The 24,706-nt window shown below is 51.7% G+C and carries 25 protein-coding genes and 1 riboswitch; of the genes, 20 read left to right on the top strand and 5 right to left on the bottom strand.

Going from position 1 to position 24,706, the window contains the following annotated elements:
* The first annotated feature begins 75 nt into the window (after positions 1-75).
* The 6 genes from KDC22_RS27625 (at position 76) to KDC22_RS27600 (ending at position 6,589) form a co-directional block, all read left to right on the top strand.
* Positions 76-1,008 carry a COX15/CtaA family protein gene (locus tag KDC22_RS27625; RefSeq protein ID WP_211721041.1) on the top strand — a complete coding sequence of 311 codons (933 nt, stop codon included), beginning with the start codon at positions 76-78 and terminating at the stop codon, positions 1,006-1,008.
* Positions 1,009-1,065: 57 nt separating this feature from the next.
* The gene (locus KDC22_RS27620; protein ID WP_211721040.1) at positions 1,066-2,838 is read left to right on the top strand and encodes a UbiD family decarboxylase; all 1,773 of its coding nucleotides are present in this window, start codon (positions 1,066-1,068) and stop codon (positions 2,836-2,838) included.
* A 61-nt stretch (positions 2,839-2,899) separates the two neighbouring features.
* Positions 2,900-3,646 (top strand): Cthe_2314 family HEPN domain-containing protein, encoded by a 747-nt coding sequence (locus KDC22_RS27615; protein ID WP_173131687.1) that lies wholly within the window; start codon positions 2,900-2,902, stop codon positions 3,644-3,646.
* Positions 3,647-3,739: 93 nt separating this feature from the next.
* Positions 3,740-3,876, top strand: a riboswitch (SAM riboswitch).
* Positions 3,877-3,975: 99 nt separating this feature from the next.
* On the top strand, positions 3,976-4,992 hold the full coding sequence (locus KDC22_RS27610; protein WP_211721039.1) for a methionine ABC transporter ATP-binding protein: 1,017 nt from the start codon (positions 3,976-3,978) through the stop codon (positions 4,990-4,992).
* On the top strand, positions 4,992-5,660 hold the full coding sequence (locus tag KDC22_RS27605) for a methionine ABC transporter permease (protein WP_211721038.1): 669 nt from the start codon (positions 4,992-4,994) through the stop codon (positions 5,658-5,660). The genes KDC22_RS27610 and KDC22_RS27605 overlap by 1 nt, the downstream gene beginning before the upstream one ends.
* Before the next feature lie 59 nt (positions 5,661-5,719).
* Positions 5,720-6,589, top strand: coding sequence for a MetQ/NlpA family ABC transporter substrate-binding protein (locus KDC22_RS27600; protein WP_173131696.1), 870 nt, complete (start codon positions 5,720-5,722; stop codon positions 6,587-6,589).
* 220 nt (positions 6,590-6,809) lie between these two features.
* Here KDC22_RS27600 and KDC22_RS27595 read toward each other — a convergent pair whose 3' ends face one another.
* Positions 6,810-7,058, bottom strand: coding sequence for a NifU family protein (locus KDC22_RS27595; protein ID WP_039307240.1), 249 nt, complete (start codon positions 7,056-7,058; stop codon positions 6,810-6,812).
* A gap of 82 nt (positions 7,059-7,140) precedes the next feature.
* On the opposite strand from KDC22_RS27595, the gene KDC22_RS27590 reads away from it, so the two are divergent.
* Complete coding sequence (locus KDC22_RS27590; protein ID WP_211721037.1) at positions 7,141-7,395, top strand: YuzB family protein; 255 nt, start codon at positions 7,141-7,143, stop codon at positions 7,393-7,395.
* A 54-nt stretch (positions 7,396-7,449) separates the two neighbouring features.
* On the opposite strand, the gene KDC22_RS27585 is transcribed toward KDC22_RS27590, so the two are convergent.
* Positions 7,450-8,511, bottom strand: a complete 1,062-nt coding sequence (locus KDC22_RS27585) for an NAD(P)/FAD-dependent oxidoreductase (RefSeq protein WP_173131703.1) — start codon at positions 8,509-8,511, stop codon at positions 7,450-7,452.
* A 70-nt stretch (positions 8,512-8,581) separates the two neighbouring features.
* Positions 8,582-9,688, bottom strand: coding sequence for an aminofutalosine synthase MqnE (gene mqnE, locus KDC22_RS27580; RefSeq protein ID WP_173131706.1), 1,107 nt, complete (start codon positions 9,686-9,688; stop codon positions 8,582-8,584).
* A 396-nt stretch (positions 9,689-10,084) separates the two neighbouring features.
* Here mqnE and KDC22_RS27575 point away from each other — a divergent pair, with 396 nt between their 5' ends.
* The 12 genes from KDC22_RS27575 (at position 10,085) to KDC22_RS27520 (ending at position 19,804) form a co-directional block, all read left to right on the top strand.
* On the top strand, positions 10,085-10,444 hold the full coding sequence (locus KDC22_RS27575) for a HesB/IscA family protein (protein ID WP_173131710.1): 360 nt from the start codon (positions 10,085-10,087) through the stop codon (positions 10,442-10,444).
* Positions 10,445-10,632: 188 nt separating this feature from the next.
* Entirely contained in the window at positions 10,633-11,235 is a 603-nt protein-coding gene (locus KDC22_RS27570) for a hypothetical protein (protein WP_211721036.1), read from the top strand.
* A gap of 311 nt (positions 11,236-11,546) precedes the next feature.
* A complete protein-coding gene (locus KDC22_RS27565) occupies positions 11,547-12,209 on the top strand; it encodes a GntR family transcriptional regulator (protein ID WP_211721035.1) in 663 nt (220 codons plus the stop codon).
* Positions 12,210-12,227: 18 nt separating this feature from the next.
* On the top strand, positions 12,228-13,388 hold the full coding sequence (locus tag KDC22_RS27560; RefSeq protein ID WP_211721034.1) for an amidohydrolase: 1,161 nt from the start codon (positions 12,228-12,230) through the stop codon (positions 13,386-13,388).
* A gap of 42 nt (positions 13,389-13,430) precedes the next feature.
* Complete coding sequence (locus KDC22_RS27555; protein WP_211721033.1) at positions 13,431-14,474, top strand: methionine ABC transporter ATP-binding protein; 1,044 nt, start codon at positions 13,431-13,433, stop codon at positions 14,472-14,474.
* Entirely contained in the window at positions 14,449-15,108 is a 660-nt protein-coding gene (locus KDC22_RS27550; RefSeq protein ID WP_173131726.1) for a methionine ABC transporter permease, read from the top strand. The genes KDC22_RS27555 and KDC22_RS27550 overlap by 26 nt, the downstream gene beginning before the upstream one ends.
* A 30-nt stretch (positions 15,109-15,138) precedes the next feature.
* On the top strand, positions 15,139-16,158 hold the full coding sequence (locus KDC22_RS27545) for a uroporphyrinogen decarboxylase family protein (protein WP_211721032.1): 1,020 nt from the start codon (positions 15,139-15,141) through the stop codon (positions 16,156-16,158).
* A gap of 12 nt (positions 16,159-16,170) precedes the next feature.
* Positions 16,171-17,004: a MetQ/NlpA family ABC transporter substrate-binding protein gene (locus KDC22_RS27540; RefSeq protein WP_173131732.1), complete on the top strand. Its 834-nt coding sequence runs from the start codon at positions 16,171-16,173 to the stop codon at positions 17,002-17,004.
* A gap of 17 nt (positions 17,005-17,021) precedes the next feature.
* Positions 17,022-17,831 carry a pyrroline-5-carboxylate reductase gene (gene proC / locus KDC22_RS27535; protein WP_343221816.1) on the top strand — a complete coding sequence of 270 codons (810 nt, stop codon included), beginning with the start codon at positions 17,022-17,024 and terminating at the stop codon, positions 17,829-17,831.
* Entirely contained in the window at positions 17,831-18,598 is a 768-nt protein-coding gene (locus KDC22_RS27530; RefSeq protein ID WP_173131735.1) for a VOC family protein, read from the top strand. The genes proC and KDC22_RS27530 overlap by 1 nt, the downstream gene beginning before the upstream one ends.
* A gap of 165 nt (positions 18,599-18,763) precedes the next feature.
* Complete coding sequence (locus KDC22_RS27525; RefSeq protein ID WP_211721031.1) at positions 18,764-19,243, top strand: DinB family protein; 480 nt, start codon at positions 18,764-18,766, stop codon at positions 19,241-19,243.
* Between the two features lie 21 nt (positions 19,244-19,264).
* Complete coding sequence (locus tag KDC22_RS27520; RefSeq protein ID WP_211721030.1) at positions 19,265-19,804, top strand: GNAT family N-acetyltransferase; 540 nt, start codon at positions 19,265-19,267, stop codon at positions 19,802-19,804.
* Between the two features lie 563 nt (positions 19,805-20,367).
* Here KDC22_RS27520 and KDC22_RS27515 read toward each other — a convergent pair.
* Positions 20,368-23,163 carry an O-antigen ligase family protein gene (locus KDC22_RS27515; RefSeq protein WP_211721029.1) on the bottom strand — a complete coding sequence of 932 codons (2,796 nt, stop codon included), beginning with the start codon at positions 23,161-23,163 and terminating at the stop codon, positions 20,368-20,370.
* Between the two features lie 321 nt (positions 23,164-23,484).
* Positions 23,485-23,694, bottom strand: coding sequence for a hypothetical protein (locus KDC22_RS27510; protein ID WP_173131745.1), 210 nt, complete (start codon positions 23,692-23,694; stop codon positions 23,485-23,487).
* A 236-nt stretch (positions 23,695-23,930) separates the two neighbouring features.
* Between KDC22_RS27510 and KDC22_RS27505 the strand changes: the two genes are divergently transcribed.
* Complete coding sequence (locus KDC22_RS27505; protein ID WP_211721028.1) at positions 23,931-24,593, top strand: YheC/YheD family protein; 663 nt, start codon at positions 23,931-23,933, stop codon at positions 24,591-24,593.
* The last annotated feature ends 113 nt before the right edge of the window (positions 24,594-24,706 follow it).

Raw genomic sequence — 24,706 nt, 5'->3', positions numbered from 1 at the left:
TTTCTAAATATATAATTTAATTTTATTTAGCTGTATGTACTCCTAACTCATTCCTATAAAATGCGGGTGATAACATTGACGACACATCAATTGAAATGGCTCAGCTATATGACCTGTCTCATTATGTTTATGGCATTGTTTGGCGGTGTAGTGGTGTCCAAGACCGGTTCGGGACTGGAGTGCGGAAATCAGTGGCCGCTGTGCCACGGAAGGCTGATTCCTGCCTATACGATAGGCTCTTTAATTGAATATACCCACCGTTTGTTCAGCGGATTGGCAGGCCTCCTGTCTCTGGCTTCCATGTTTGCCTTTTGGCGTTACGCCCGGCACCGCAGGGATTTGCTTGCTTATGCCCGGCTGACCCTCCTGTTCGTTATCGTTCAAGGTGGAATGGGAGCGCTTGCAGTTGTGAAATCACAGTCTGCTCCAGTAATGGCCCTGCATATGGGCTTTTCGCTGATTGCTTTTGCCAGTTCGCTGATGCTGGCGCTCGGGACCAGACAGGCTTTCGGCTTGGGCGGAGATAGCCGTACGGAACAACCTGTAGTCCGCAAGGGCTTCCGCAACTTAACATGGGTTACTGCAGTATATTCTTATATCGTTGTCTATATCGGGGCCTACGTAAGCCACACCAGCTCTCAGGGCGGGTGCTCGGGCTGGCCGCTGTGCAACGGGGAATGGATTCCGGAGATGAGCGGCGGAGTGGGGATCGTATTTGTGCACCGGATGGCGGCGGCGCTTCTGTTCATCCTTACGGCTGTCCTTGGCCATCTGGCCTTCTGGAAGCATAAAGATATTCCTGAGCTGCGGGCTCTGGGGGTGTCGGCAGTTCTGCTATGCCTGATGCAGGTATTCAGCGGAGCGGCTGTTGTCTATACGTTATATAATGAAAGGCTGTACATATTTGCTGCGTTGTCCCATATCGTGCTGATCTCCGGGCTTTTTGGGGTGTTGTGCTACATGAGCGTCCGGGTCTGGCAGTTAAGCGGGGGAGGCAGCAAACGGTAATCACACGGCAACGGGGGACAGGTCAGCATAAGGTCCTGTTTGAGGAGGAACGCTATAGTGCGATACAGTAATTTACGACAATGGATTGAGCAGCTCCGTAGAGATAAGGATCTCGCAGTGATTGAGACTCCGGTTGATCCGCATCTGGAGCTTGCCGAAATTCACCGCCGGGTGGTACAGGAGGAAGGACCGGCCCTGCTGTTCACGAATGTGCAAGGAACGCCGTTTCCGGTGGCTACGAATCTGTTCGGTACGGTCCGGAGGGTGAACAAGGCCTTCGGGACCCGGCCGGAGCAACTGCTGAAGTCACTGACATCAGCAATGGAGATTCTGATTCCGCCTTCAGCAGCAGGCCTGTGGCGGGAGAAGACGGTGCTGCTTGAACTGCTGAGGGCAGGCACCAAAAATATACCGCAAGGCGAAGCCCCGGTACTCGGGGTCTGCCGCAGCAATGATCCGCTGAAGGAGCTGCCCCGGATTACAGCCTGGCCAAAGGATGGCGGGTCATTCATTACACTTCCTCTGGTCTACACAGAGAATATAACCAACCCCAAAGATCATAATCTCGGAATGTACCGGATTCAGATATACGATGACAGCACCACCGGCATCCACTGGCAGATTCATAAGGGAGGCGGATTCCATCATTCGCAGGCAGAGCTTCTCGGGGAGACCCTGCCCGTGTCGGTCTTCATCGGCGGACCGCCTGCCCTGATTGCTGCCGCCGTGGCTCCGGTCTCGGAACGGATTCCCGAGCTGCTGCTGGCATCGTTCATGCTGGGCGGCAAGCTCCCTATGGTACAGGACCCACTCGGAGGGCACAGGATTCCAGCCGAGGCGGAATTCTCGATCCGTGGACGGGTATCCCCGCTGGAGCGGAGAGCGGAAGGGCCGTATGGCAGCCCCTTTGGTTATTATTCGATGCAGCATGATTTCCCGGTTATGCATGTCCAGCGGATGTGGCACCGCAAGGATGCCATCTATCCGGCGACGATTACCGGCAAGCCGCGCCAGGAGGATTATTATCTGAAGGATTATTTACAGCGGCTGCTGTCTCCGGCCTATCCTCTGCTGATCCCTTCCGTAAAAGCGTTGTGGTCTTATTCGGAATCCGGCTCGCATTCGCTGACTGCAGCAGTGGTCAGGGAAAGTTACCCGCGGGAGTATATGGTGTCTGCTTTTCGTATCCTGGGGGAAGGCCAGCTCTCTTTAACCAAATTCCTGCTTTTGACGAATGTGCCGGTGGAACTTACCGATTTCCCCAAGCTGCTGGAAACAGTGCTGGAGCGGTTCAACCCGCAGACGGACTTAACGATCTTCGCCAATACCTCGATGGATACGCTGGATTACACCGGACGCAAGCTGAATCATGGCAGCAAAGCTGTGATGGCCGGCATCGGAAGCCCGGTCCGCCAGCTCCCAAGGACGTACACAGAGGGCCAACTTCCATCAATCACCGCCGCTGTGCCTTATTGCGGAGGATGTTTAGCCGTTTCCGGTGCATCCTATGAAGAGGACCCGGAGCTGCCGGACAGACTGGTGTCTTACTTCAAGGAACAGGAGACCGCCTGGCCGCTGATTGTTCTGGTGGATCATGCGGAAGAAGCGGTCCGCACGCAGACCTCATTCTTATGGACGGTATTCACCCGTTTCAATCCGGCCGACGATATCTATTCGGCGGCCCAGGTGCAGCGCGGTGGCTTCAGCTATTCGCTGCCGCTCATTATAGATGCCAGAATGAAGCCGGGATACCCGGAGGAGTTGGCTACGCGGGAGGATATTGCAGAACGGGTGGACCGCAACTGGCACCGTTATTTCCCTCAGGCATAGGATTGCTCACAAGTATTAATCGAAGAAGCGGATCTTCCGCAAAACGTTAAGGAGGCCGAATATGCTGCGGATATTGCTGGGAGAGCCTCCGCGCGAGAACAGCGGGGTGCTGGCTGAAGCCATGGAACACATGGCGAAGGCTGCCTCCATGCTGCGCAAGGAGATGATTGCCCATGAAGACCGGGACCATGAATTCCGTAAGCTGGAAATATGGACACGCGGTCTGATCTCTTCCCTGGACGAGCTGGAGCAGAGCTGGTTCGCTGCTGCCTTTTACCGGAAGTCAGTGGTTGCCGGTTATATGGATGACATGTCGTCCATGGAGCAGGGGGAGTACGCCAGATATGTGTATTTTTATAAAAATGGCTTCATCCGTGTCTTCTCGCTACTCGACAAGCTGGGGACGGTACTGAATAGTCTGTACCATCTGGATACGGGCAAGGTTAAGACACACTTCTCTTATTTCACGGTACTGCGGCAATTTCAGCTGCTTAGGGCGCATAACCCGCTGGCGGATGAGCTGGAGCGAATCAAGAATTCCTACCGTGAACCGGTAGAGAATCTGCGCAAACGGCGCAATGCCGAGATCCATTACATGAATGCGGAGATGACCGACGATCTCTGGCAGCGTCATCAGGGGCTGCATGACAAGATTCGCCTGGAGGATCTCGACAGTCATCTGGAGGATTTGAAGCAGAGCCTGGAGATGGTATGCAAATCCCTGGCTGCCGCATTCAGGTATGGTAATGAGCAATGGCACAAGAACAAAGCCGCTCCCAGCCTGAAATCCGGACAAGCTGATTCGTAAAAACTTACCTTTGACAAAAAACCGGAAACTGAATATACTTAGGCATACATTCACTTCTGACATGAAACGGAATATATAAATTTCATACTTTTTATCTTATCGAGAGCGGCGGAGGGATAGGCCCGATGAAGCCCGGCAACCGGTTTGAATCCAGCGTAAGGGCTGCATCCAAATGTCATGGTGCTAATTCCTACAATGCCGCCAGATGTGTGGTATTTGGCAGATGAGAAGGCATTGTCATTATACACACAGGCCTCTTGCGATCTGCATGGATCGTAGGGGGCTTTTTTGGTTATAAGATCAGGATAGTAAGAAGGAGGACGGGACGATTGATAGAGTTGAAGAATTTGACCAAAGTATACGGTAAAGGGAGCAAGCAAGCGACAGCACTCTCTGCGCTGAGCCTGTCGATTAAGAAGGGGGAGATCTTCGGGGTGATCGGCCACTCCGGGGCGGGCAAAAGCACGCTGATCCGCTGCATTAATCTGCTGGAACGCCCGACTCAGGGCGAGGTCTGGGTAGACGGTGTGGAGCTGACGGCACTCCGCAAGCACCAGCTGCAGGTGCAGCGGCGTAAGATCGGAATGATCTTTCAGCACTTCAATCTCCTCTCCTCGGCAACGGTGTATAATAATATCGCTTTTCCGCTGCGGCTGGCCGGAACGGAGGGAGCTGAGATAGAGCGCAAGGTGAAAGAACTGCTGTTCCTCGTGGGGCTGGAAGAGCATTGGAACAAGTATCCGGCTGAGTTATCAGGGGGCCAGAAGCAGCGTGTCGGTATAGCCCGGGCGCTGGCAAGTGATCCTGACGTTCTGTTATGCGATGAAGCGACCTCGGCGCTTGATCCGCAGACAACAGACTCCATTCTGCGTCTGCTTATGGATATCAATACCAAGTTCAATCTGACCATCGTGCTGATCACCCATGAGATGCATGTTATTCAGAGCATCTGCGACCGCGTTGCGGTTATCCATGGCGGCGGAATTGTGGAACAGGGCGAAGTGGCTCAGGTATTTCTGAAACCGAAGCATGAGGTTACGAAAGAGTTCATCCGCAGTGAAACTCAGTCGGAAGGACCGCTCAGGGAAGCGATTGACGCGGTGCATACAGGGTACACACAGGCGGTCAAAATTACTTTTCTCGGACATAAGACATATGAGTCCACACTCTCCCAAGTGGTGCAGGGAACCGGTGTTCATTTCGCCATTCTCCACGGAACCATTTCGACGATCAAGGACGTTCCTTACGGGCAGTTAATCGTCAGGTTCGAAGGACCTGCCGATGCTGTTCAAGTCACGATTACTGAGCTTACGGCCCAGGGCCTTGATGTGGAGGTGATTTTGTAATGGGCGGATTAGATTTTAGCGGTATCAATTGGGATGAAATGCTTGATGCGACGATTGCCACGCTTAAAATGATCGCTATTTCAGGAATATTTACAATAATCCTTGGTTTACCACTCGGAATTGTGTTATATTTATGGGGCAAATCAAATAACGTTATTATCAGGGCTGTTTACTCGGCATTATCATTCATTGTGAATATCCTGCGGTCTGTTCCGTTTATCATTCTGATGGTGGCGCTGATTCCATTAAGCAAATCCATTATGGGCACCTCCATAGGTGTACTTGGAACGATTCCGGCACTGGTGATCGGCGCGGCTCCCTTCTTCGCGAGGCTGGTTGAAACGGCGCTGCGTGAGGTGGACCGGGGAATCATTGAAGCGGCGCAGGGTATGGGAGCCTCCACGGGCCAGATTGTTATGCGTGTACTGCTGCCCGAGGCTCGTCCAGGCCTGCTTGCCGGAGTTACCATCACCATAGTTACGCTAGTCTCCTATACTGCAATGTCGGGGATGATCGGCGGCGGCGGTCTGGGTGACCTGGCCATCCGCTACGGCTACTATCGTTATGAGAAGGAAGTCATGATTATCGCGGTAGCTCTGATGGTGATTCTGGTGCAGCTGCTGCAAATGGCCGGTGACCGGCTGGTTAGACATTTTACACGGAAATAAGGTACATCCATATAGAGCCTTATTCATACAAACCATACTGATTAGAGGGGGATTTACAGATGAAAAAAGTACTGCTTACATTCTTCAGCTTGACCTTGATATTGGTGATTGCAGCCTGCGGAAACAATAAAACTGCGAACAATGCTCCGGCAACAACCGCACCGACAGAAGCGGCAGCGGCTGAACCCACTACTGCGCCTGCTGCGGACCCGGTAACCCTGGTCATTGGAGCTTCTCCTGTACCGCATGCGGAAATCCTCAAAGCGATTGCCCCGCTGCTTGAAGCCCAAGGCATTAAGCTCGAAATCAAAGAATTCACAGATTATATTCTTCCTAATACACAACTTGCCGAGAAGCAGCTCGATGCGAACTTCTTCCAGCACAAGCCTTATCTGGATGATCAGAATACCAAGAACGGCACGGATCTTGTATCTGTAACCGCAGTTCATGTTGAACCCTTCGGCGCCTATTCCAAGAAGATCAAATCCATCGACGAATTGGCTGAAGGTGCCAAGGTAGCGATCCCGAATGATGCTACTAACGGAGGACGCGCACTGATTCTGCTGGCCAAGAATGGCCTGATCACCTTGAAGGACGACACTAACATTGCTTCCACCAAAGCAGATATCACTGAGAACCCTAAGAAGCTGGATATCATTGAGCTGGATGCTGCCATGCTGCCACGTCAGTTGGAGGAAGTAGATCTGGCGCTGATTAATACGAACTTTGCTCTGGATGCCGGTCTGGTTCCAACAAAGGATGCTTTGTTCATCGAAGGCGGGGATTCTCCGTATGCCAACCTGCTGGTAGCCCGTCCTGACAATAAGGATTCCGATGCGATCAAGAAGCTGGCAGCAGCCCTGAACTCTGCAGAAGCCAAAGCCTTCATCGAAGAGAAATACGAAGGTGCCATTATCCCGGCATTCTAAGCTTGAGACTAAGGCAATATAACGAAGACTGATGACCGGAGATGTCCGGGCGGCCGGAAATGGCTGCCGGCATCTCTGGTTTTTTTTGCAGAGACAGGCAGTCCATATGCTGGAATTAGTTCCATCCGCTATGAATTAAGGTTGATCCGAAATGTAAAATTTAATATAATAAAAAAATCCCGGCCTTCATCGGAAGGCCGGGACGGTTTATGAAACGGGATTAGAATACTTGAATAACTTCTTCCACGCCTTCTACTTCTTCAACGAGGGCGCGTTCGATCCCGGCTTTAAGCGTGATCGTGGAGCTTGGGCAACTGCCGCATGCACCCATAAGTTTCAACTTGACGATGCCGTCTTCAACATCAATCAGTTCCACGTCACCGCCATCGCGCTGCAGGAACGGACGAAGTTTATCGAGCACTTCCAGTACTTCATCATACATGGTTGCGCTTTGTACGTTCTCACTCATTTCTCAATCACTCCTTTCGTATGTTTATTATAGTACAAAAACTTAAAAAATAAAATGGTTAGTGCAGAATAGGGAGATCATCATGAGACCAATTATAGAATTTTGTGCCAGCAACATCGGACATGGCACGGAAGCACTCAAGCTTAAGCTGGAACAAAACCCCGAATATGATGTGGTGGAATATGGCTGTCTGAATAACTGCGGCGAATGTTACATGCAGCCGTTCGTTATGGTGGACGGGGAGATTATTGAAGCCGATTCCCCTGCCGCATTGGAAGATGCCATTGAAGCCGCTATTCAGGAAGCAGAGGCCTGGGACAACCTTGAGATTGATTAAGCCGGGATTGTACCAGGACCCGCCATGTACCTAACCGAATACCTAACCGAATACCTAACCGAAATGGCGCTTGGACATCCACAGGACGCCGCTCTTCAGCAGGCGCGGAACGCGGCCCATGACGGAGCGGCGGCCCATCAGGCCGAAGCCTGCGTTTTTACCCAGTGACCCAAGGGTTCCCTTGAGCCTGATCTTATGCAGCTTCGGCGTTTCATTGCGCCATAACGCCTGAATAATCTGTCCCACCTGTTCTCCTTGGGCGCCCGCTGCCTGTGCACTGGGTGCGAAGGGCAGGCTGGCACAGTCCCCGATCACATAGACCTCCGGATAATCGGCTATATTATAATATTTCCCGACAATAAGCCGTCCTCCGCGGTCTTTGGGAAGTTCAAGCTGCTGCACGACCTGCACAGGCTGAATTCCGGCAGTCCATACCGTTACATCAGCAGGAATCGCCTGGGTGCCATTGAAGATGGCATCCTTTTCTACATGTGAGACGGATACCCGGCCCATCGTCTCCACCTGATGCTCATTGAACCACTCCTCCACATAGGCAGACAGCTTGGCCGGGAAAGAAGACAATATGCGTTCTCCCCGGTCCATAATGGAGATGTTCAGGTCGGGCCGGCTCTCCCTTAGCTCTGAAGCAATCTCTACACCGCTTAATCCTCCGCCCACAATGTTGACCGTTCCATAAGGCTTCACATCGTTCAGCCGGCGGTAGGTTTCCCGGGTTCCTGCGAAGCTCTGAATACTGCAAGCATACTCTTGGGCGCCAGGTATGTTGTGGAAATTATCCGTACAACCGAGGGCAATCGCCAGAATATCATAGGATATCGGCTCCCCGGAGTCGAGGAAGATCATCCGGCTGTCCAAATGAATGGAGCCCACTTCCCCGTAACGTACGGTCAGGCGGGGGTGAACCGGAAATTGAATCCGCAGATGATAATCCGTGACGGTACCTGCGGCCAGTGCATAATATTCGGTCTTGATCCCCTGATAGGGCATCCGGTCTACCAGGACGATCTCCACATCATGCGGGAGATGGTTATTAAGCAATTGCTGAATGAGGGCAAGACCGCCGTAGCCGCCGCCCAGGACAAGTAACGTTCTCATGCGAACTGATCTTCCTTTCGGATACAAAAATAGACAAGGCAGTTCTGCGAATGACAGTGCTGATATTCGTTTATTCGTATACTTTGATCTCGTTGTAGAAGGTATCCCGCTCTACCGGAATCCGTCCGGCGCCCTTCACGAGCCAGATCAGCTCTTCCCGGGTCAGACCCTCGGGTGTCAGTGCACCGGCAGCATGGCTGATCCGTTCCTTAAGGATCGTGCCGTGTACGTCAGAGGCTCCGAAGCTAAGGGCTACCTGGGTCAACTGGGCCCCGATATTAATGAAGTAGGCCTTGATATGGTCGAAATTATCCAGCATCAGCCGGCTGACCGCAATGGTCTTCAAGTCCTCGTAAGCAGAGTTGCGGCGCATAATGCCGGCATTCTTGTTCTTGGGCTGCATGGACAGCGGAATGAAGACCATGAATCCGCCGGTTTCGTCCTGCAGATCACGAATTTGCAGCATATGACGGATGCGGTCCTCGCGGGACTCAATGGACCCGTACAGCATGGTGGTGTGTGTCTTCATGCCGAGATGATGAGCCGTCCGGTGCACTTCGAGATACTCCTCGACGTTGGCCTTATCTACGCGCATTTTTTTGCGGTACTGGTCGGACAAGATCTCTGCTCCCCCACCGGTAAGGGTCTTCAATCCGGCGGCGCGCAGCTGCTCCAGCACTTCACGGATACTGAGTCCGCTGATGCGAGTGAAGAAGTCGATTTCTGCCGCAGTGTAAGCCTTGAGGGTGACCTCCGGGAAGCGCTCGTTCAAGGCCGAAAGCGAATCAACATAGTACTGGAAGGGCACATTATCATTATGACCGCCGACAATATGGAACTCGCGCACGCCGGGATGAATATGCTGCTCGACATATTGCACCATTTCCTGACCGGAAAGGGTATAAGCCCCTTCTTCGCCTTCATCCTTGCGGAAATTGCAGAATGCACAGCGGGATTCGCAGACGTTGGTGAAATAGAGGCTCATATTCTCAATAAAATAGACTTTATTCCCGTTTTTTCGCTGATTAACTTCATTGGCCAGTTGCCCAATCGTCAATAAATCGTTGCTCTCATATAAATAAACGCCGTCTTCCAAATTCAATCGTTCTCCGCCGCGAACCTTCTCAATGATGTTCGCCATCCGGGCATCCGTGTGGGGTGTTATAAGGGTAGACATATAATTTCCTCCTGAAGGTTGGCGAAGCAGTTGCATCGCATAATTGTGTATCGTAGAATGGCCGGCAGGGCAGCCGGCATTACAAATAGAGGTTTGCTGCAACCCCGTGACAAATTTCCGAATTTTTTTGAAAATACACTCGTTTATCGCTTTTCTTATTATAAACCTCTACTTGAGGGGGAGCAACCGCCAGAAACCGCAGGACTTCCGGTATAAATTGCATATCAGCGGAGAGTTTGCGACTTGAGGGCAGAAGAATAGTGGAGTATACTGAATTTATGAGGCGCAGCAAATGATTTACATCATATTCATAATAAGCTTCGCCACTCCGTTCTTAACTTGAAGCCGGAAGGCTGATTGATAAACAAACTAATTCATTCTCGGGAGGTTATCATTATGATTAACATAAGTGAAACAGCAGCAGGCCAATTGAAGACGATGCTGGCTGAGCAGGAAGTGCCTAATATGTTCCTCCGCCTGGGCGTAACCGCCGGGGGCTGCAGCGGCTTCTCCTACGCTATGGGCTTCGATGACAGCGAGAGCGAGCAGGACGTATACATGGACGTTGAAGGTCTGAAGGTAGTCGTCAGCAAAGACGATCTCCGTTACCTCAACGGCCTGGAGATCGACTTCGAGGAATCCGGCATGACCGGAGGCTTCACCATCAACAACCCGAATGCCTCGGCAACCTGTGGTTGCGGATCATCTTTCCGTACGAAGGAAGAGGCAGGGAATCCGGCGGCGGAGCCTTGCTAAACGATGAGATGATAGGAATGTCTCCGTTGATGTAAATAGTTGATTTAATTAACGCGGATTGCGGCTTTCGTAACCTCCTGATGGTGTATGGTGCAAACTATACGGCTTAGGAGGTTTTTTGTTGATCAAACCAATATATGTTAAAATTCAATAGAGATGTTTATGCTTACACTATGAGGAGGGCAAGAATGAGACTGTTACCCTTTGAACGCCCCACAGAGCATTATGATGAACGAATCGTCGATATTGATAAAGAAATTTGTTCTTTGATCCAGCAGAGGAAGGACGCCTCGGATGATAATCCGGGTTATCCTCCGTTTGAGTATATTTCTGAATGGTCAGAGACGTTTGAACTCTATGAAGACTTCTTGAAAGCGTTATTTACGACTATGATGAATGAGAAACAATTTAAACCCAGGGTTGAACCCTCAGGATTTAGAAAACATATTGAAATCCTGAGAGCTGTTGAGAAAGACGGGCGTTTCTATACCCTAACTTCCTTAAGACAATATAGCAATGCAAGTGTTCTGGTCCTTAATATAGATTGGGACGAGCAACCGGACAATGTACCCAATTCTCATCAGCATACCCACTATGAACTATTCATTAACGAACAATACGATTCCAGAATGACAAGTGGTGCAAGCAGTTCTGATCATGCCTCTTATAAATATGTAGTAACCCCGCCCTTACCTGACGATATTTCAGAACTACAATTTAGGTTCGGACCCTATAACCACTCTTTTAAGAAGGCGGAGTCAGAGGATGAAATCGTAATTGGGATTATGTAAAATGAAAAAAAACCCTATACGGAATGACTGAGATAAGCGCAGCCTTTACGAAGTATTATTCGTGAAGCCTGCGCTTTTTTGCCGAAAGGACGCATGAAAGCCTTTTAAAAAGTCAGTTTGGTGTCAAAATTCAATTCCCTTATAAAACATACTTGACTAGTGGGAATAATGGGATTATAGTATGAAAAAAGCTTGATTCACGAGAAAGATTTCCACAAGAAACTTTCATCTTTCAGCTTAAATTTAAATTGTATACAATTATACAAATATTCGGGCGACCCGCAAACGAATGGCGAGGAGCAATCAACGGTATGGAAATGCGCTCAAGAAGATTGTCGAAGGATAATACTTACTATGCACTCAAGCAAAAAATAATAGACAGCGAGCTGGAGCCGGATCAAGCGGTCAATGAAGAGAATCTGGCAGCACTCCTCGGCGTCAGCCGTACTCCGTTAAGAGAGGCCATCCAGCGGCTGGAGAATGAGGATTTCCTGGTGCGCCAGCCTAACGGCAGGCTGCGTGTAGCTCCGTTAACGATTACAGAGGTGGAAGAGATCTTCCAGATCCGCAGCATGCTTGAAGGCCATATGGCCAGAAGCGCAGCCAGAAATGCTACGGCCCGGGATATTCAGCGGTTAACGCTGATTCTGGAGCAACTGAAGCACTCTTTTCAGATGGGGGACAAGCAGGATGTAGTATCCTATGGTTTTGAATTCCATGATTACTTATCGGAGATAAGTACGCTGAAGACCTTTGAGAAGGTGCTGAATCAATTAAGAGACCGTTCCCTCCGGTATTGCCGTTATGTCTCTCTGCACGGGGACTGGAATACACAGGCGGATGAAGAACATCTGGCCATTCTGCAGAGGATTGTAGCCAGAGATGAGGACGGCGCAGAACAAGCCATGCGGGAGCATATCCTAAGCAGTCTGTCTACTGCACTCGAGCGGATTCGGGGAATTGAACAAACGTAACGGAGGGGGAGCAGACTTATGGAACCACAGCAGGAGAGGGAAGAGGCTTTGGCAGCACGGCTAACGGAAGTACGGAGGAACCTGCACCGCGAACCGGAGCTTAGCTATGAAGAGTTCAGAACGACTGAGAAGCTGCGCAGATGGCTGACCGAAGAGGGGATAGCGATCCTGGACCTTCCCTTGGAGACCGGACTTATTGCGGAGATTGGACAAGGGAGCGGGAGCATTGTAGCGATCCGCTGTGATATTGATGCACTGCCGATTGAGGAGCAGACAGGACTGCCGTATGCCTCAGAGATTCCCGGAAAAATGCACGCCTGTGGCCATGACTTCCACACCGCCGTCATCCTGGGGGCCGCCATCCTGCTGAAGCAGCGCGAGGAGGAGCTGCCGGGCAAGGTCAGAATATTGTTCCAGCCGGCGGAAGAGACGGGACACGGTGCAGAGGGTGTGCTGGCATCCGGCGGACTGAACGGGGTTGAAGCCATATTCGGTATACATAATTCACCGGAGCTGCGGGCCGGAGCATTCGGTACCAGAACGGGAGCCTTGACGGCTGGTGTAGACCGCTTTGAGATTACGGTAAAAGGTATAGGGGCTCACGCAGCTACTCCCGAAAAAGGGGTGGACACCATAGTCACTGCCGCGCAGATCATTACCATGCTGCAAACCGTAGTCAGCCGGCAAAATAATACGCTGGAGCCGGTGGTGTTAAGTGTGACCCGAATCAACGGAGGTTTCACCTGGAATGTGCTCCCGGAGAAGGTGGAGCTTGAAGGAACGGTACGCACCTACAATGAGGATATCCGCAGCAGCATTCCAGCCCAAATGACCCGGATCATTGAAGGCATTGCCGCAGCAGCAGGGGCGGAGGCGAAGCTTCATTGGTATCCCGGCCCGCCGGCAACCATTAATCATGAGGAATGGGCTGACTTCACCAAAGAGGTCGCTGCACATGCAGGCTATGAGGTACATGATATTCCGCCGCAGATGGGCGGAGAGGATTTCGCATATTATTTACAGCAGATACCGGGGGCTTTTGTGAATATTGGAGCCGGCCCGAACCATCCGCTGCATCATCCCCGATTTGATGTGGATGAGGCGGCCATCCTGCCCGCTGCCAAGTATTTCGCTACACTTGCAGAACAAGCGCTTGCGAGGCTGCAGACACAAGCTTGAATCCTGAATCCTAAATTTACCAGATGATTGAGGGGAACAACCATGATTGAATTACGGGATGTGTACAAGACCTTCACCCGCAAAGAGGTGAAGATTGAAGCTCTGAAGGGAATCAGCCTGAAGGTGGAGAAAGGCGATATCTTCGGTGTCATCGGCTACAGCGGTGCCGGAAAAAGCACGTTAATCCGCCTGGTCAATTACCTGGAACGTCCCTCGGAGGGACAGGTGCTGGTAGACGGGCATGATCTGGGCGCGTACAGCGACAAAGAGCTGCGGGCAGCCAAGAAAAACATCGGCATGATTTTTCAGCATTTTAACCTGCTGGAATCGAAAAAGGTGTTCGACAATGTGGCGATCCCGCTCGTGCTGCTGAAAAAGAACAAAGCTGAGATCCGCAAGCGGGTTCAGGAGCTGCTTGAATTTGTCGGATTAAGTGACAAGGCCGGAAGTTATCCGAGTGAGCTGTCAGGCGGGCAGAAGCAGCGGGTAGGGATTGCCAGGGCGCTTGCCTCGAACCCCTCCATTCTATTGTGCGACGAAGCCACATCTGCACTCGATCCGCAGACTACCCGGTCCATTCTGCAGCTGCTCAAACGAATCAATGCGGAATACAACATTACGGTAATGATTATCACGCATGAGATGTCGGTGATTCAGGAGATCTGCAACAAGGTAGCCGTTATGGAAGAGGGACGGATTATCGAGCAGGGGAGCGTACTGGATGTGTTCGGCCAGCCCAAGCATGAGACTACGCAGAATTTCGTGAAGACTGTCATTCAGAACAGCATGACCACAAGCGTCCGTAGAACACTCAAGGCAGAGCATGGAAGCCAGCTCTATAAACTGAATTTTGCCGGAGAGAGCGCCTCGGAGCCTGTTCTGTATGAGATTATCCGCTCCTATGGAGTCAAGGTGAATATTCTGTTTGCGAATACGACGGAGATTCAAGAGACAACCCTGGGTACGATTATCGTTCAATTGCAGGGGGACCCGTCCCAGATTGAAGCGGCTCTGGATTATATGACCACACATGAGGTGCGGATAGAGGAGGTGAAATCCTATGTTCTCGACATCAATCACAAGTGAGCAATTTCTTAAGGCTATTATCGAGACGATTCAGATGGTGGGCGTATCGCTATTCGTAGGTTCGCTGCTGGGCGTTCCGCTGGGCATCCTCCTTGTTATTACCCGTCCAGGCGGGGTGCTGGAGAACAAAGGGCTCTATACCGTGCTTAATCCGGTGATCAACATCATCCGTTCGCTTCCGTTCATTATATTACTGGTTGCTATTATTCCGGTAACAAGAGCAATTGTTCATACTTCAATTGGGACGAGTGCAGCAATTGTTCCGCTTATTATCTACATTGCACCTTATATTGCGCGGCTGGTAGAGAACTCCCTGCTGGAAGTGAATCCGGGCATTCTGGAGGCTGCTGAAGCCATGGGCGCTACTCCGTTACAGGTCATATGGTATTTCCTGCTGCCGGAAGCGATAGGCTCGCTGATTCTCTCCCTGACCACTGCGACGATCGGGTTAATCGGGGCAACTGCGATGGCAGGAACCGTAGGCGGCGGCGGGGTCGGTGATTTGGCCATTGTCTATGGCTATCAGCGTTTCGACAAGGTGGTCATGGTTGCTACCGTCATTATTCTCATTATTCTGGTGCAGGGCATTCAATCCTTAGGCAACACCTTGGCCCGTAAAATTCGCCGCTATTAGACTATCACCTATAGAAAAGAGGAACGGCAGATGAGTGTATGGAGCAAGCAGGATCGTTTTCAGGCGATATTATCCGGAGAACTTGCGGATCGCCCGATCATCAGCGGATGGCGACACTTTATTGACAAGGAGCAGAATGCAGAGGATTTGGCACAGTCAACGATTTCTTTTACGGAGACATATGATTGGGACTGGGTGAAGATCAACCCGAGAGCGACCTATCTGGCGGAAGCCTGGGGGAATCAGTACGACTTCGCCGATTATCAGACGGTATTTCCGAGACAGCTGACTACGGTTATTCCGGAAGCCAGGAATCTCTGGGACCTGGAAGTGAAGAAGGCAGGCGGGACCGCTTCGCTGCTGGAGCATCTGGAGGCCGTCCGCAAGATCCGCCGGGGCTTGCCGGATACACCCCTGATCCAGACGGTATTCTCACCGCTGACGGTACTACTGTTCCTCGTGGGGCGTTCTGCTTATGTTACCAAGACCGTATTCGGGATTGAGCAGCCGGTGACGCTGGACTCGCTGTTCAAGGAGCACCGGGCCGCTGCGCATCATGCGCTGCATGTCATTGCCTTAACCCTGGCGGATTATGTGCAGGAGCTGCGCCAGGCGGGATCAGATGGTTTGTTCTATGCGGTGACAGGCACAGCACATCCCGGACTATTCGATGAGGCGATGTTCGATGAGCTGTCGAGACCTTATGATTCCATAGTGCTGGAGGCTGCCAGCTATGGCAAGAATATTTTACATACCTGCGGTGCCTATGCCCAGCCTGAGCGATTCAATGATTACCGTATTGACGGGATCAGCTGGGATACGATAGCCGAAGGAAATCCCGGACTCGAAGCAGAGCTCAAGGCCACGAAGGTAGGCGGAGTGGACCATGGGCTGTTTGCAGGAAATAACGTGCCGCAGATTGAACAGCAGGCCAAGGAAGCACTGGCAAGGATGAAGAATCAGCCGTTTATTCTGTCGCCCAATTGTGCTATTCCGCTGACAGTTACAGACGAGGCATTAGTGCATTTCAAAAACACAGTACTCAAATAGGAGATGATGGTTATGAAAAAAATATGGATAGTAATGCTGATTAGTGCAATGGCGGTGCTGGCGGCTTGCGGCAACAATAAGGAAGCGGCAAGCTCCGGGGACAAGAAAGAAATTACAGTCGGATTCGGTGTGGGCACGTATGAAGAGCAGTTCCGCCAGTCGATTCTGCCCATTCTGGAGGGAAAAGGCTATACTGTAGATATCAAAACCTTCTCCCAGAATATGCAGGTTAACCCGGCGATGAAGGAAGGCTCGATTGACGCGAGTATCTTCCAGAGTACAGCCTACATGGAAGCTATCAATGAAGAAATCGGAGCAGATATGGTAGGGATTGCGTATGTTCCGGGTGCGCCGCAAGGTCTATATTCCGTAAATCATACCACGCTTGACGATGTGAAGGACGGCACTACTGTAGCGGTTCCGAATGATCCGGTCAATCAGGAGCGGGCACTGCGTATCCTGGAGGAACTGGGCTGGGTCAAAATCAAAGAGGGTGCCGGTGTAGCGGACTTCAATGTGAACAGTGTCGAGCCGGACAAGTTCAAGATTGAACTTAAGGTGCTGGACCCGGCGCAGATTCTGGTCTCGCTGCAGGATGTGGATTATGGTGTGGTTAACGGGAACTACATTGCCAATGCTCCAGACCGGAAGATTACAGACGCCCTTAAGATTGAGAACACGCCTATGCAGCATAGAATCATCGTATCGGTGAACCAAAAGGATGCTGAGACCCCTTGGGCCAAAGATCTGAAGTCTGCGTATGAATCCAAGGAGTTCGAGGAATACATCACGGGACAAGAGAAATATGCCGGGTTCATTCTGCCGGAAGCCTGGGCAAATAATTAATCAGGGAGTGAGCGGAAGTGATACAGAGCAAGATTCATTTCATAGGCGGCGGGCAAATGGCTGAAGCGATCATCCGGGCCTGCCTCGCAGGCGGAACACTGTCTGCCAGTCAAATCAGTGTATCGGATATTAACGAAGGACGGCTTCAGCTGTTACAGGCCAAATATAGTGTAGACACGGAGAGTACACAGGAGCAAGGCCTCCAGGCCGCTGATCTGATTGTCATTGCGGTTCGTCCGCAGGATGATCTGAGCGCGCTTGGAGCCCGGGTCCGGCAATCCGCTTCACCTGCCGCCGCCATTATATCCATTGTGGCAGGAGTAACGATTGCCCAGCTCGGAGATTATTTCGGAGCGGAGCGTCCGATTGTCCGCGTGATTCCGAATACATTAACCGATACAGGCTATGGATATAGCGGTGTCGCTCTGGGTGCAGCGGCCTCCCGCGAGCAGGTGGAGGGCTTCCTGCTCGGCTTCGGCAAGGTGCAATATCTGGAGGAGAGCTATATTGATATCTTCACCGGCTTCGGTGTAGCCGGACCGAATTATATCTATTATTTCATTGAGTCGTTCACGGATGCCGGAGTCCTTGCCGGACTGCCGCGGGAACAGGCCTGGAAGGTAGCGCTGGAGAATATGCTGGGAGCGGTGGCGATGCTCCAGCAGACCGGACTGCATCCAAGACAGCTGCTGGATATCAACAATTCGCCTGGTGGAGTCGGTATGCACGGCTTATACGAGCTGAACAACAGTGATTTCGCGGCGGGTCTCCAGCGTAGTGTGCTGGCAGCGGTGAAGCGGACTACGGAGCTGGGAGTGAAGAACTAATGGCAGTGCTGAAATGGGATCACCTGGTGCACTATGTGAACGATCTGGATCAGCCGGTGCAGCTATTCTCTGAGCATGGGTTGGCGGCCTTCCGGGGCGGATCGCATAAGGCTTGGGGGACCTATAACGCCTTAAGTTACTTTGGGCTAACCTATCTGGAGTTCCTCGGCATCGAGAACCTGGAGCTTGCGCGGGCGACCGAACATAATGTCGTCGTACGGGATGCCGTTACCGTCCTGCCGGAGCATGAGGTGTTAAGCAGAGTGGTCCTGCGGACAGATGACATCGAAGCCGTTGAGGATAGTCTGACAAGAGCAGGTTTGTTATTATCTCCCATCATAGACGGTAAGCGTCTCGATAACAAAGGCAGATTAATCGAGTGGCGGATGATGACGATTGACGGTGACTTCCAGGGACTGGTCTATCCGTTCATTATTCAGTGGAGCGAGACCGATGAGGAGCGGCTGGACAGTCTGAATGCAGCCGGAATCAACCAGCCCCATCCTGCGGGGACTGTTGATATCGTGAGCGCGGTGTTCCATGTCTCCGATCCTGCCGCTGCCGCCAGGCATTGGAGTGAGCTGTTCGGCCTGCCCGTTACAGGACCTGTGGACGACAGCTACAGTCTTAAGGCGGGAGACCACCAGACCTTCAACTTCGTGCAGGGCACGGAGAACCAGTTCACCCAGGTCGTGCTGCGGACCGATTCGCCCCAGCTTAAGGGACAGACCCTGCGTGTGGGTGAAGGGGAATATGTGTTTGAATAGATGCGTGGTCAGAGTAATGAACAGGCCTGTTGCCGCAGTGTGCGGTGGCAGGTCTGTTCGGTCTATGGGAAGGAAGTTGAACTTCACAGGCAGGAGTACAGGTAAATATCGCGAATCATGGATAGCAGGGAAATAGCAGCCATTACCTTAAAAGGAGGCAGTGTTATGCAAAAGCTATTTGAGTATAACTGGCAGGTGCGCAAGGACTGGTTCGACTGGTGCCGGACGGTGGACGGGGAAGAACTGATGAAATTACGCACGGGTGGCATAGGTTACATCCTTCCAACGCTGTATCACATTGTAGCAGTTGAATATGGCTGGATCTGCGGCGGCATACAGGAGAAGCCTATTGAAATCCCCGAGTTCGGTGAAGTGGCGAGCTTGCAGATGGTAGAGGAGTTCTCTGCCCGCTGTCACGAGGAGCTTGCTCCATTTGTGTATGGCTGGAATGACAGTCTGGAAGACCGCATTATGATTGATGTTACGGATGAGGGGGAACGTGAACCCCACAGTTATGGCGAAGTTATGCGTCATCTGATTGCCCATGAGATACATCATATCGGCCAGTTGTCTGTATGGTCGCGGGAGATCGGGAAGACGCCGGTTACGGCTAATGTGATTGGCAGAGGGTTGTTCAATATATAAATGTAAGGATGTGACTGAGCCATGCAACTGGAGACCAAACGCCTGTTGATCCGGGAATTCGTGCCTGGGGATGTCCGGCAGGTGCATGAATATGCATCCGACCCTGCTGTAGCTAAGTATATGATCTGGGGACCCAATTCACTGGAGGATACCCGCGAATATATCCGCCATATGCTGGATTTACAGCAGGAGGAGCCGCGTCAAGGGTTCGAATATGCGGTGGTTCTCAAGGAGTCCAATAAGCTGGCGGGCGGCTGCGGTTTACACATCAGCGGAGCAGGACAGGGGGAGATTGGCTATTGCTTTAACCCGTCCTATTGGGGACAAGGCTATGCCAGTGAGGCTTCCGCGGCGCTGCTGGAATGGGGCTTCCAAGAGCTTGGGCTTCACCGGATCTACGCAACCTGCCGCCCGGAGAATATCGGTTCGGCCAGAGTGATGCAAAAGCTTGGAATGATCTATGAAGGGCATCTTAGAGGCCATATGTATCATAAAGGAAAATGGATGGACTCTTATCAATATTCCATTCTGAAGGAGGAGTATCAGGCACTGCACCGCTGACGGCGGCTTCAGCATACCGGAAAAATGGGCTGTCCCAAAATGATATGGCTACTTGGGCAGCACTTTGTTTTTGAGCAGGATCAACGTGAGCACTTGGGTGGACGCTGCATGAACGGACCGATGTTTGGGTCGCGGAGAAAATCCGGAGACCAACGCGAACGCTGCCGCTTTTCCACATTCGTTCCGTCCTCTCCGCTGTTTAAGCGGGATACGAAAACCCTTGTTCAACAAACACAAAAAAGAAAAAGCAGCGATTCTCCTATAACGGGAATCGCTGCTTTTTTATCTGACTTGTCAGTAGAATATCTACTTTAGGGACAGCCCTTTTGCTGTTCACCAGTCCACAGTAAACTTGAAAATATAAAGATAGGGAAAAGTGGCGGAGGAGAATTTTGGAACTGTAGGAGCGTTAGCGTCCGCCTTTGCCACCGGATTTCCACCGCTCATAGCGGTTCAAATATAAGAAATCTGGGGGCAACAGCGGCCGGAGGGCCAAACATTCTCTGGAGTCACGGCTATTCCCAAATCGAAAAATTTACAAGTGCTATCTATGATATGTGTGGCTAAAGCGGCATACCCGCTAATTCATTAATCTTCGCCGCTTCCTCCGGATCCGCAGCAATCAGCTTCTGATAGACAGCCTGGTCCTGGGCGCTCTGCGTTCGCTGCTGAACAGCCAGATACCAGCGGGCAGTCTCGCGGTTGACCGGGTTGTTATAATCCTCGTTGAGGCCTTGCTTCAGTGTTGCCCCGGCGGCCTGCATGTCCTGCGACATATACTGGATCTTACCGGTGTTCAGCAGCATATCTGCCGTCACCTTGGCTCCCTGCTGCTGCGCATCCCGGTCTGCAGCCGCGTGGGCATACGCGTCCAGCCCGGTTTTGAAATACCGGCTCTTACCCAGTGTCTCCTGGTCCCCCAGATCATTATTCCCCAGGGAATAGGCCTCCTGTGCCCGCTTCAAAGCTGCGGCTCCCAGCTCCTGGGACCGGCTGATGACGCCGCTGTACCATTCTGTAGTCCACAGGCTTCCGGCGTCCGTCAGGTCCTCATATCCGTTGATGAAGCCCTGCTTGATCGTTGCCAGTGCTGCTTCCTCATCTCCTGACATGCGCTGGATCCGGCCTGCATTTAGGGCCATCGCTGAGATCACGAAGAATTCGCGGCCCTGAAGCTGCTCGGGAGGAAGACTCTTCAGATGCGCTATACCATCCGTTACATGCTTATAGACAATCAGTGCCGAATCGAAATACTTCTGTTGCCCTGCTTCATCGTGCTTGGCGTAGGCCTGTAATCCAAGGAGGGAAGCACGGCTGATTAATTGGTCGTACCAGTTAATGTCCCACATGAACTTGTCCGCGTTGTCCAGATAGACATGATAGGCCTCATCACTCTGGCCCTTCAGGTCATAGTAGCCTGCGAGCTGGGTCAGCAGCTCTTTGTTATACGGCTCATCCTCAAGTGCGCGGGTGACTACCGTATGGGCTTCGTCCAGGAACTGTTCGTTATGGTTCTGCGTGAACACCTTTTGATCCAGCAGAGACAGATAAGTGGCGGATTCCGGGTGATTCGGACGGGTTTTGAGTGCTTTTACCAAAGGAGCCTTGATCTCCTCATAGGACTGGCTCACTTTGAGCAGCTTCTTGGCTGCATAAGCTTCAGAGCTTGAACTGATGTACCCGAGAGACAGGAACAGCAGATATCCGGTGCCGATTCCCAGCAGTCCGAAATAACCCGCTCTAACCCAGAGCTTGTTCCACTGAAGCCGGAGCGGCTTGCTCTCCATAGCAACAGCCATGCCCCCCAGCGACAGGAATACCATCATACCCATGAACGCATAACTTAAGTTGAAATCCAGCAGGCTGTGGACAAGAATAGAGAGGGCAATGATGAGGTAGAAGAACCCGTTATTGTAGTCGTCGTTCTCCCGCTTCACGTACCCTTTGATATATTTGCTGAAAATAAACAGGATAAAGCCCATGAACACAAGGAACCCGAAGATTCCCACTTCGATCAGATATTGCAGGAAAAAGTTATGGACCTGGCGGCTCAGGTAAGGGTTGTTCTGATAATGCTCATAGAGCGATGCCCAGCCCCCGCCTCCCGTTCCGAATACCGGATAATCCTTGACTACTTTCATAGCATCTTTGTAAAAGGTAAAACGTTCAAGCACACTGTGCTGCCTGAAGTTGATATTCTCCAGCCGTGTCCCGATATTCGCCGGCAGCACATTGCGCGCACTGGTGCCGATGAATAAGAAGGCGATCGCCGCGACGCCAGCCACAGACACCAGCGGGAGCCACACTCCGCTCCAGCGGCGTGATTCCGTGCTGCCCAGCTTACGGCTTAGCCAAGGCGCCAAGTAACGCTGGACAACGAGGGAGAGCGCGCCTGCACAGGCCGATGCCCCCAGCAGGTAGCCCCAGCCCTTCAGGGCTGCCGAAGAGGTGAATGCCAAGTTCAGCTCCAGCCCCAGGCTGGTGACCGGATTCGTAATCAGCAGGGATAACACGCCGGCAATAGCGAGATGCAGGGTCCAGAGAATCTGCTGCACCGGCTTTAGGAAGAGCAGCAGGAGAATGAATACCACCGGCAGCAGGACCAGTCCGCCGCGGGATAAGGTGAGCAGCAGCGAGACGATGATGGGAACCAGCATGAAGCCGTGCGTTAGCTGCCCCGTCCACTTTCGGCTGCGGATCAGCGCGAATACGGCCACGAACAGAAAAGCCATCAGGAATGCCGCATATGTATTGGCATACTGGAAAATGGAAGTCAGGCGAAGCCCGTTCGAGTCGGTCATTACTGCGTCTCCGTACCTGTCTCCCACCACAGTGGCTGAGAACCAGCCCACCAGACTGCCGGCAAGCTTCCAGCTCCCGAGCCAGTTCAATAGACCGAAGCCTACAATCAGGTAAGCGATGGTGAGTACACCTAACTGGATGGTGTAATTCAGCCGCTTCTGCCGGAGCAGATACATACTGGTAATGAAAATAGCGGCATAGGTAAATTGGGTGAACAGCATATTCATCGCCATATAATGTGAAGCAGCCCCAAGCAGCGACAGAGCGTAGGTCAGGGGAAGCAGAAGGGCGGCTACGGTGAGCAGATCACGCTGTCCCTCCAGCTTGAAGGCTTTGAAATACAGGATCGCACAGGCCAGAAGGAGCAGCCCGCTCAGCAATGCCGCTACATAAATGGGCTTCTCGAATTCCGCTCTCATTCCGTTGAATAATCCGACCTGAAAAGCGGACCAGCCGAGGAACAGGAGGAACGCAGCGCAAAGCGCCCAAGCTGCCCCTGAAAGCTTCTCCGTAGCTTTGACAGAAGCCGCTTGTTTTCCGTATACAGGTTTTGACACAATAGAATCTCCTTTTTCAATATATTGGGACTTCCAAATTATTGTACATACATATTACGGATATTAAGTGAAAAAGTTGTTGTATGAACGGAAATTTCAAAGATTGGAGTGTCCTGAAGGAGGGGAAAGGAGAGAAAAAGTGAGGAATGGGCCGGAACCTGTTCAGCGAATGAAGCTGTCCATATACACAGGCCAACTCTTCGCAGTTTCATAGAATACAGTATGTAAGCAAATCTATTAGCGGGAACGCACTCCAAGGCAGCCATGACAAGGACGGTTAGTCCTGCGGAGCTGTTATACCAGGACTGCCGGGAGTGTGCCTCAGGCGGGAATTATAAACTTGAGATTAACCATGAACAGGATCAGGGCGGCAGCCCCCAGGGAAAAGGCGATGCAGCCGGCGCCGAGCACTCTGCGGCGGTCTTTGATGAATTTGAAGCCGAGCGCACAGACGAGTATCGTCGTTCCTGCCAGTACTACAGACATGCCAATCATCGCAAACCAATATAGGATTTCAAAAAACTCTGCCATTAGGAAACCCTCCCTTCAGGCAATAATACAATGAATTTTAATGATTTTCCAGTCTATTGTATCCGTAGCGGTTGTGGCCGCTGCTTCTGGTCAAATGTATCAGGGACATAAGGCCCCGCAGCCATATGCCCTTTTTTGCTGTGGCCTGCTTCACCACGGACAATCATACAGGAGGGCAAGGCCTTTGGTGAGTAAGCTATAGGGTAGGCTGGGAATGCGAAAGGAGAGGGCAAACAATGGCGGGGAGAGAACTGGCAAGCAAGCTGCTGAAGACGGCGGCGCTGCTTAGCGATTCACGGGTTGCCGGTTACATTCCGAGAACGCGGGAATATAGTGCTGCCGGATTGTCCGCGATGCTTGGGAGTTACGGCAATGTTGTCATTAAGCCGGTTGTCGGCGGCGGAGGTTATGGAGTCATCAAGGTGTTCCGTGATCATAGAGGGTATGGCTTCACGTATATGCATAATACGCGTGTATATGGTGATTTCACTTCCATGCGGCAGGCGCTGGACAGATTCAAGGTGAAGCGGAAGTATTTAATCCAGCAGGGAATTTCCCTGGCGCGGATCTCCGGACGCCCGATAGATTACCGGGTCAAGGTAGTGAAGAACGGCGATCACTGGGAGTTCCGCTCTATGGTAGGGAGAGTAGCCCGGCCGGGGCTGTTCGTGACGAATCTCTGTAAAGGGGGGACGATGCTGAGCTGCCGCCAGGGTCTGAGAAGATCACTGCCGCGTGTAGGTACTTCTTCCAAGAAGGCAGAAATGCGCAGGCTGACTCTGATCTGTACGGAGCTGCTGGAGCGGCACTTTCCCGGGATCGGTGAACTGGGCTTTGATTATGCCGTAGATCAACGGGGGAAAATCTGGATTTTGGAAGTAAATACAAGACCCAAATGATTAATAAAATTTTTATATTTGACGATAAATATATTAATAGGCTAATATTGCGTTTAGTTGTGCGTTTTCCGAGGTAATATCAACATGAAATATCCCAGCCAATTATGAACATT

The organism is Paenibacillus tritici (assembly GCF_018207515.1).
Taxonomy (GTDB): domain Bacteria; phylum Bacillota; class Bacilli; order Paenibacillales; family Paenibacillaceae; genus Paenibacillus_AQ; species Paenibacillus_AQ tritici.
This window is presented reverse-complemented; position numbering and strand designations above follow the sequence as displayed.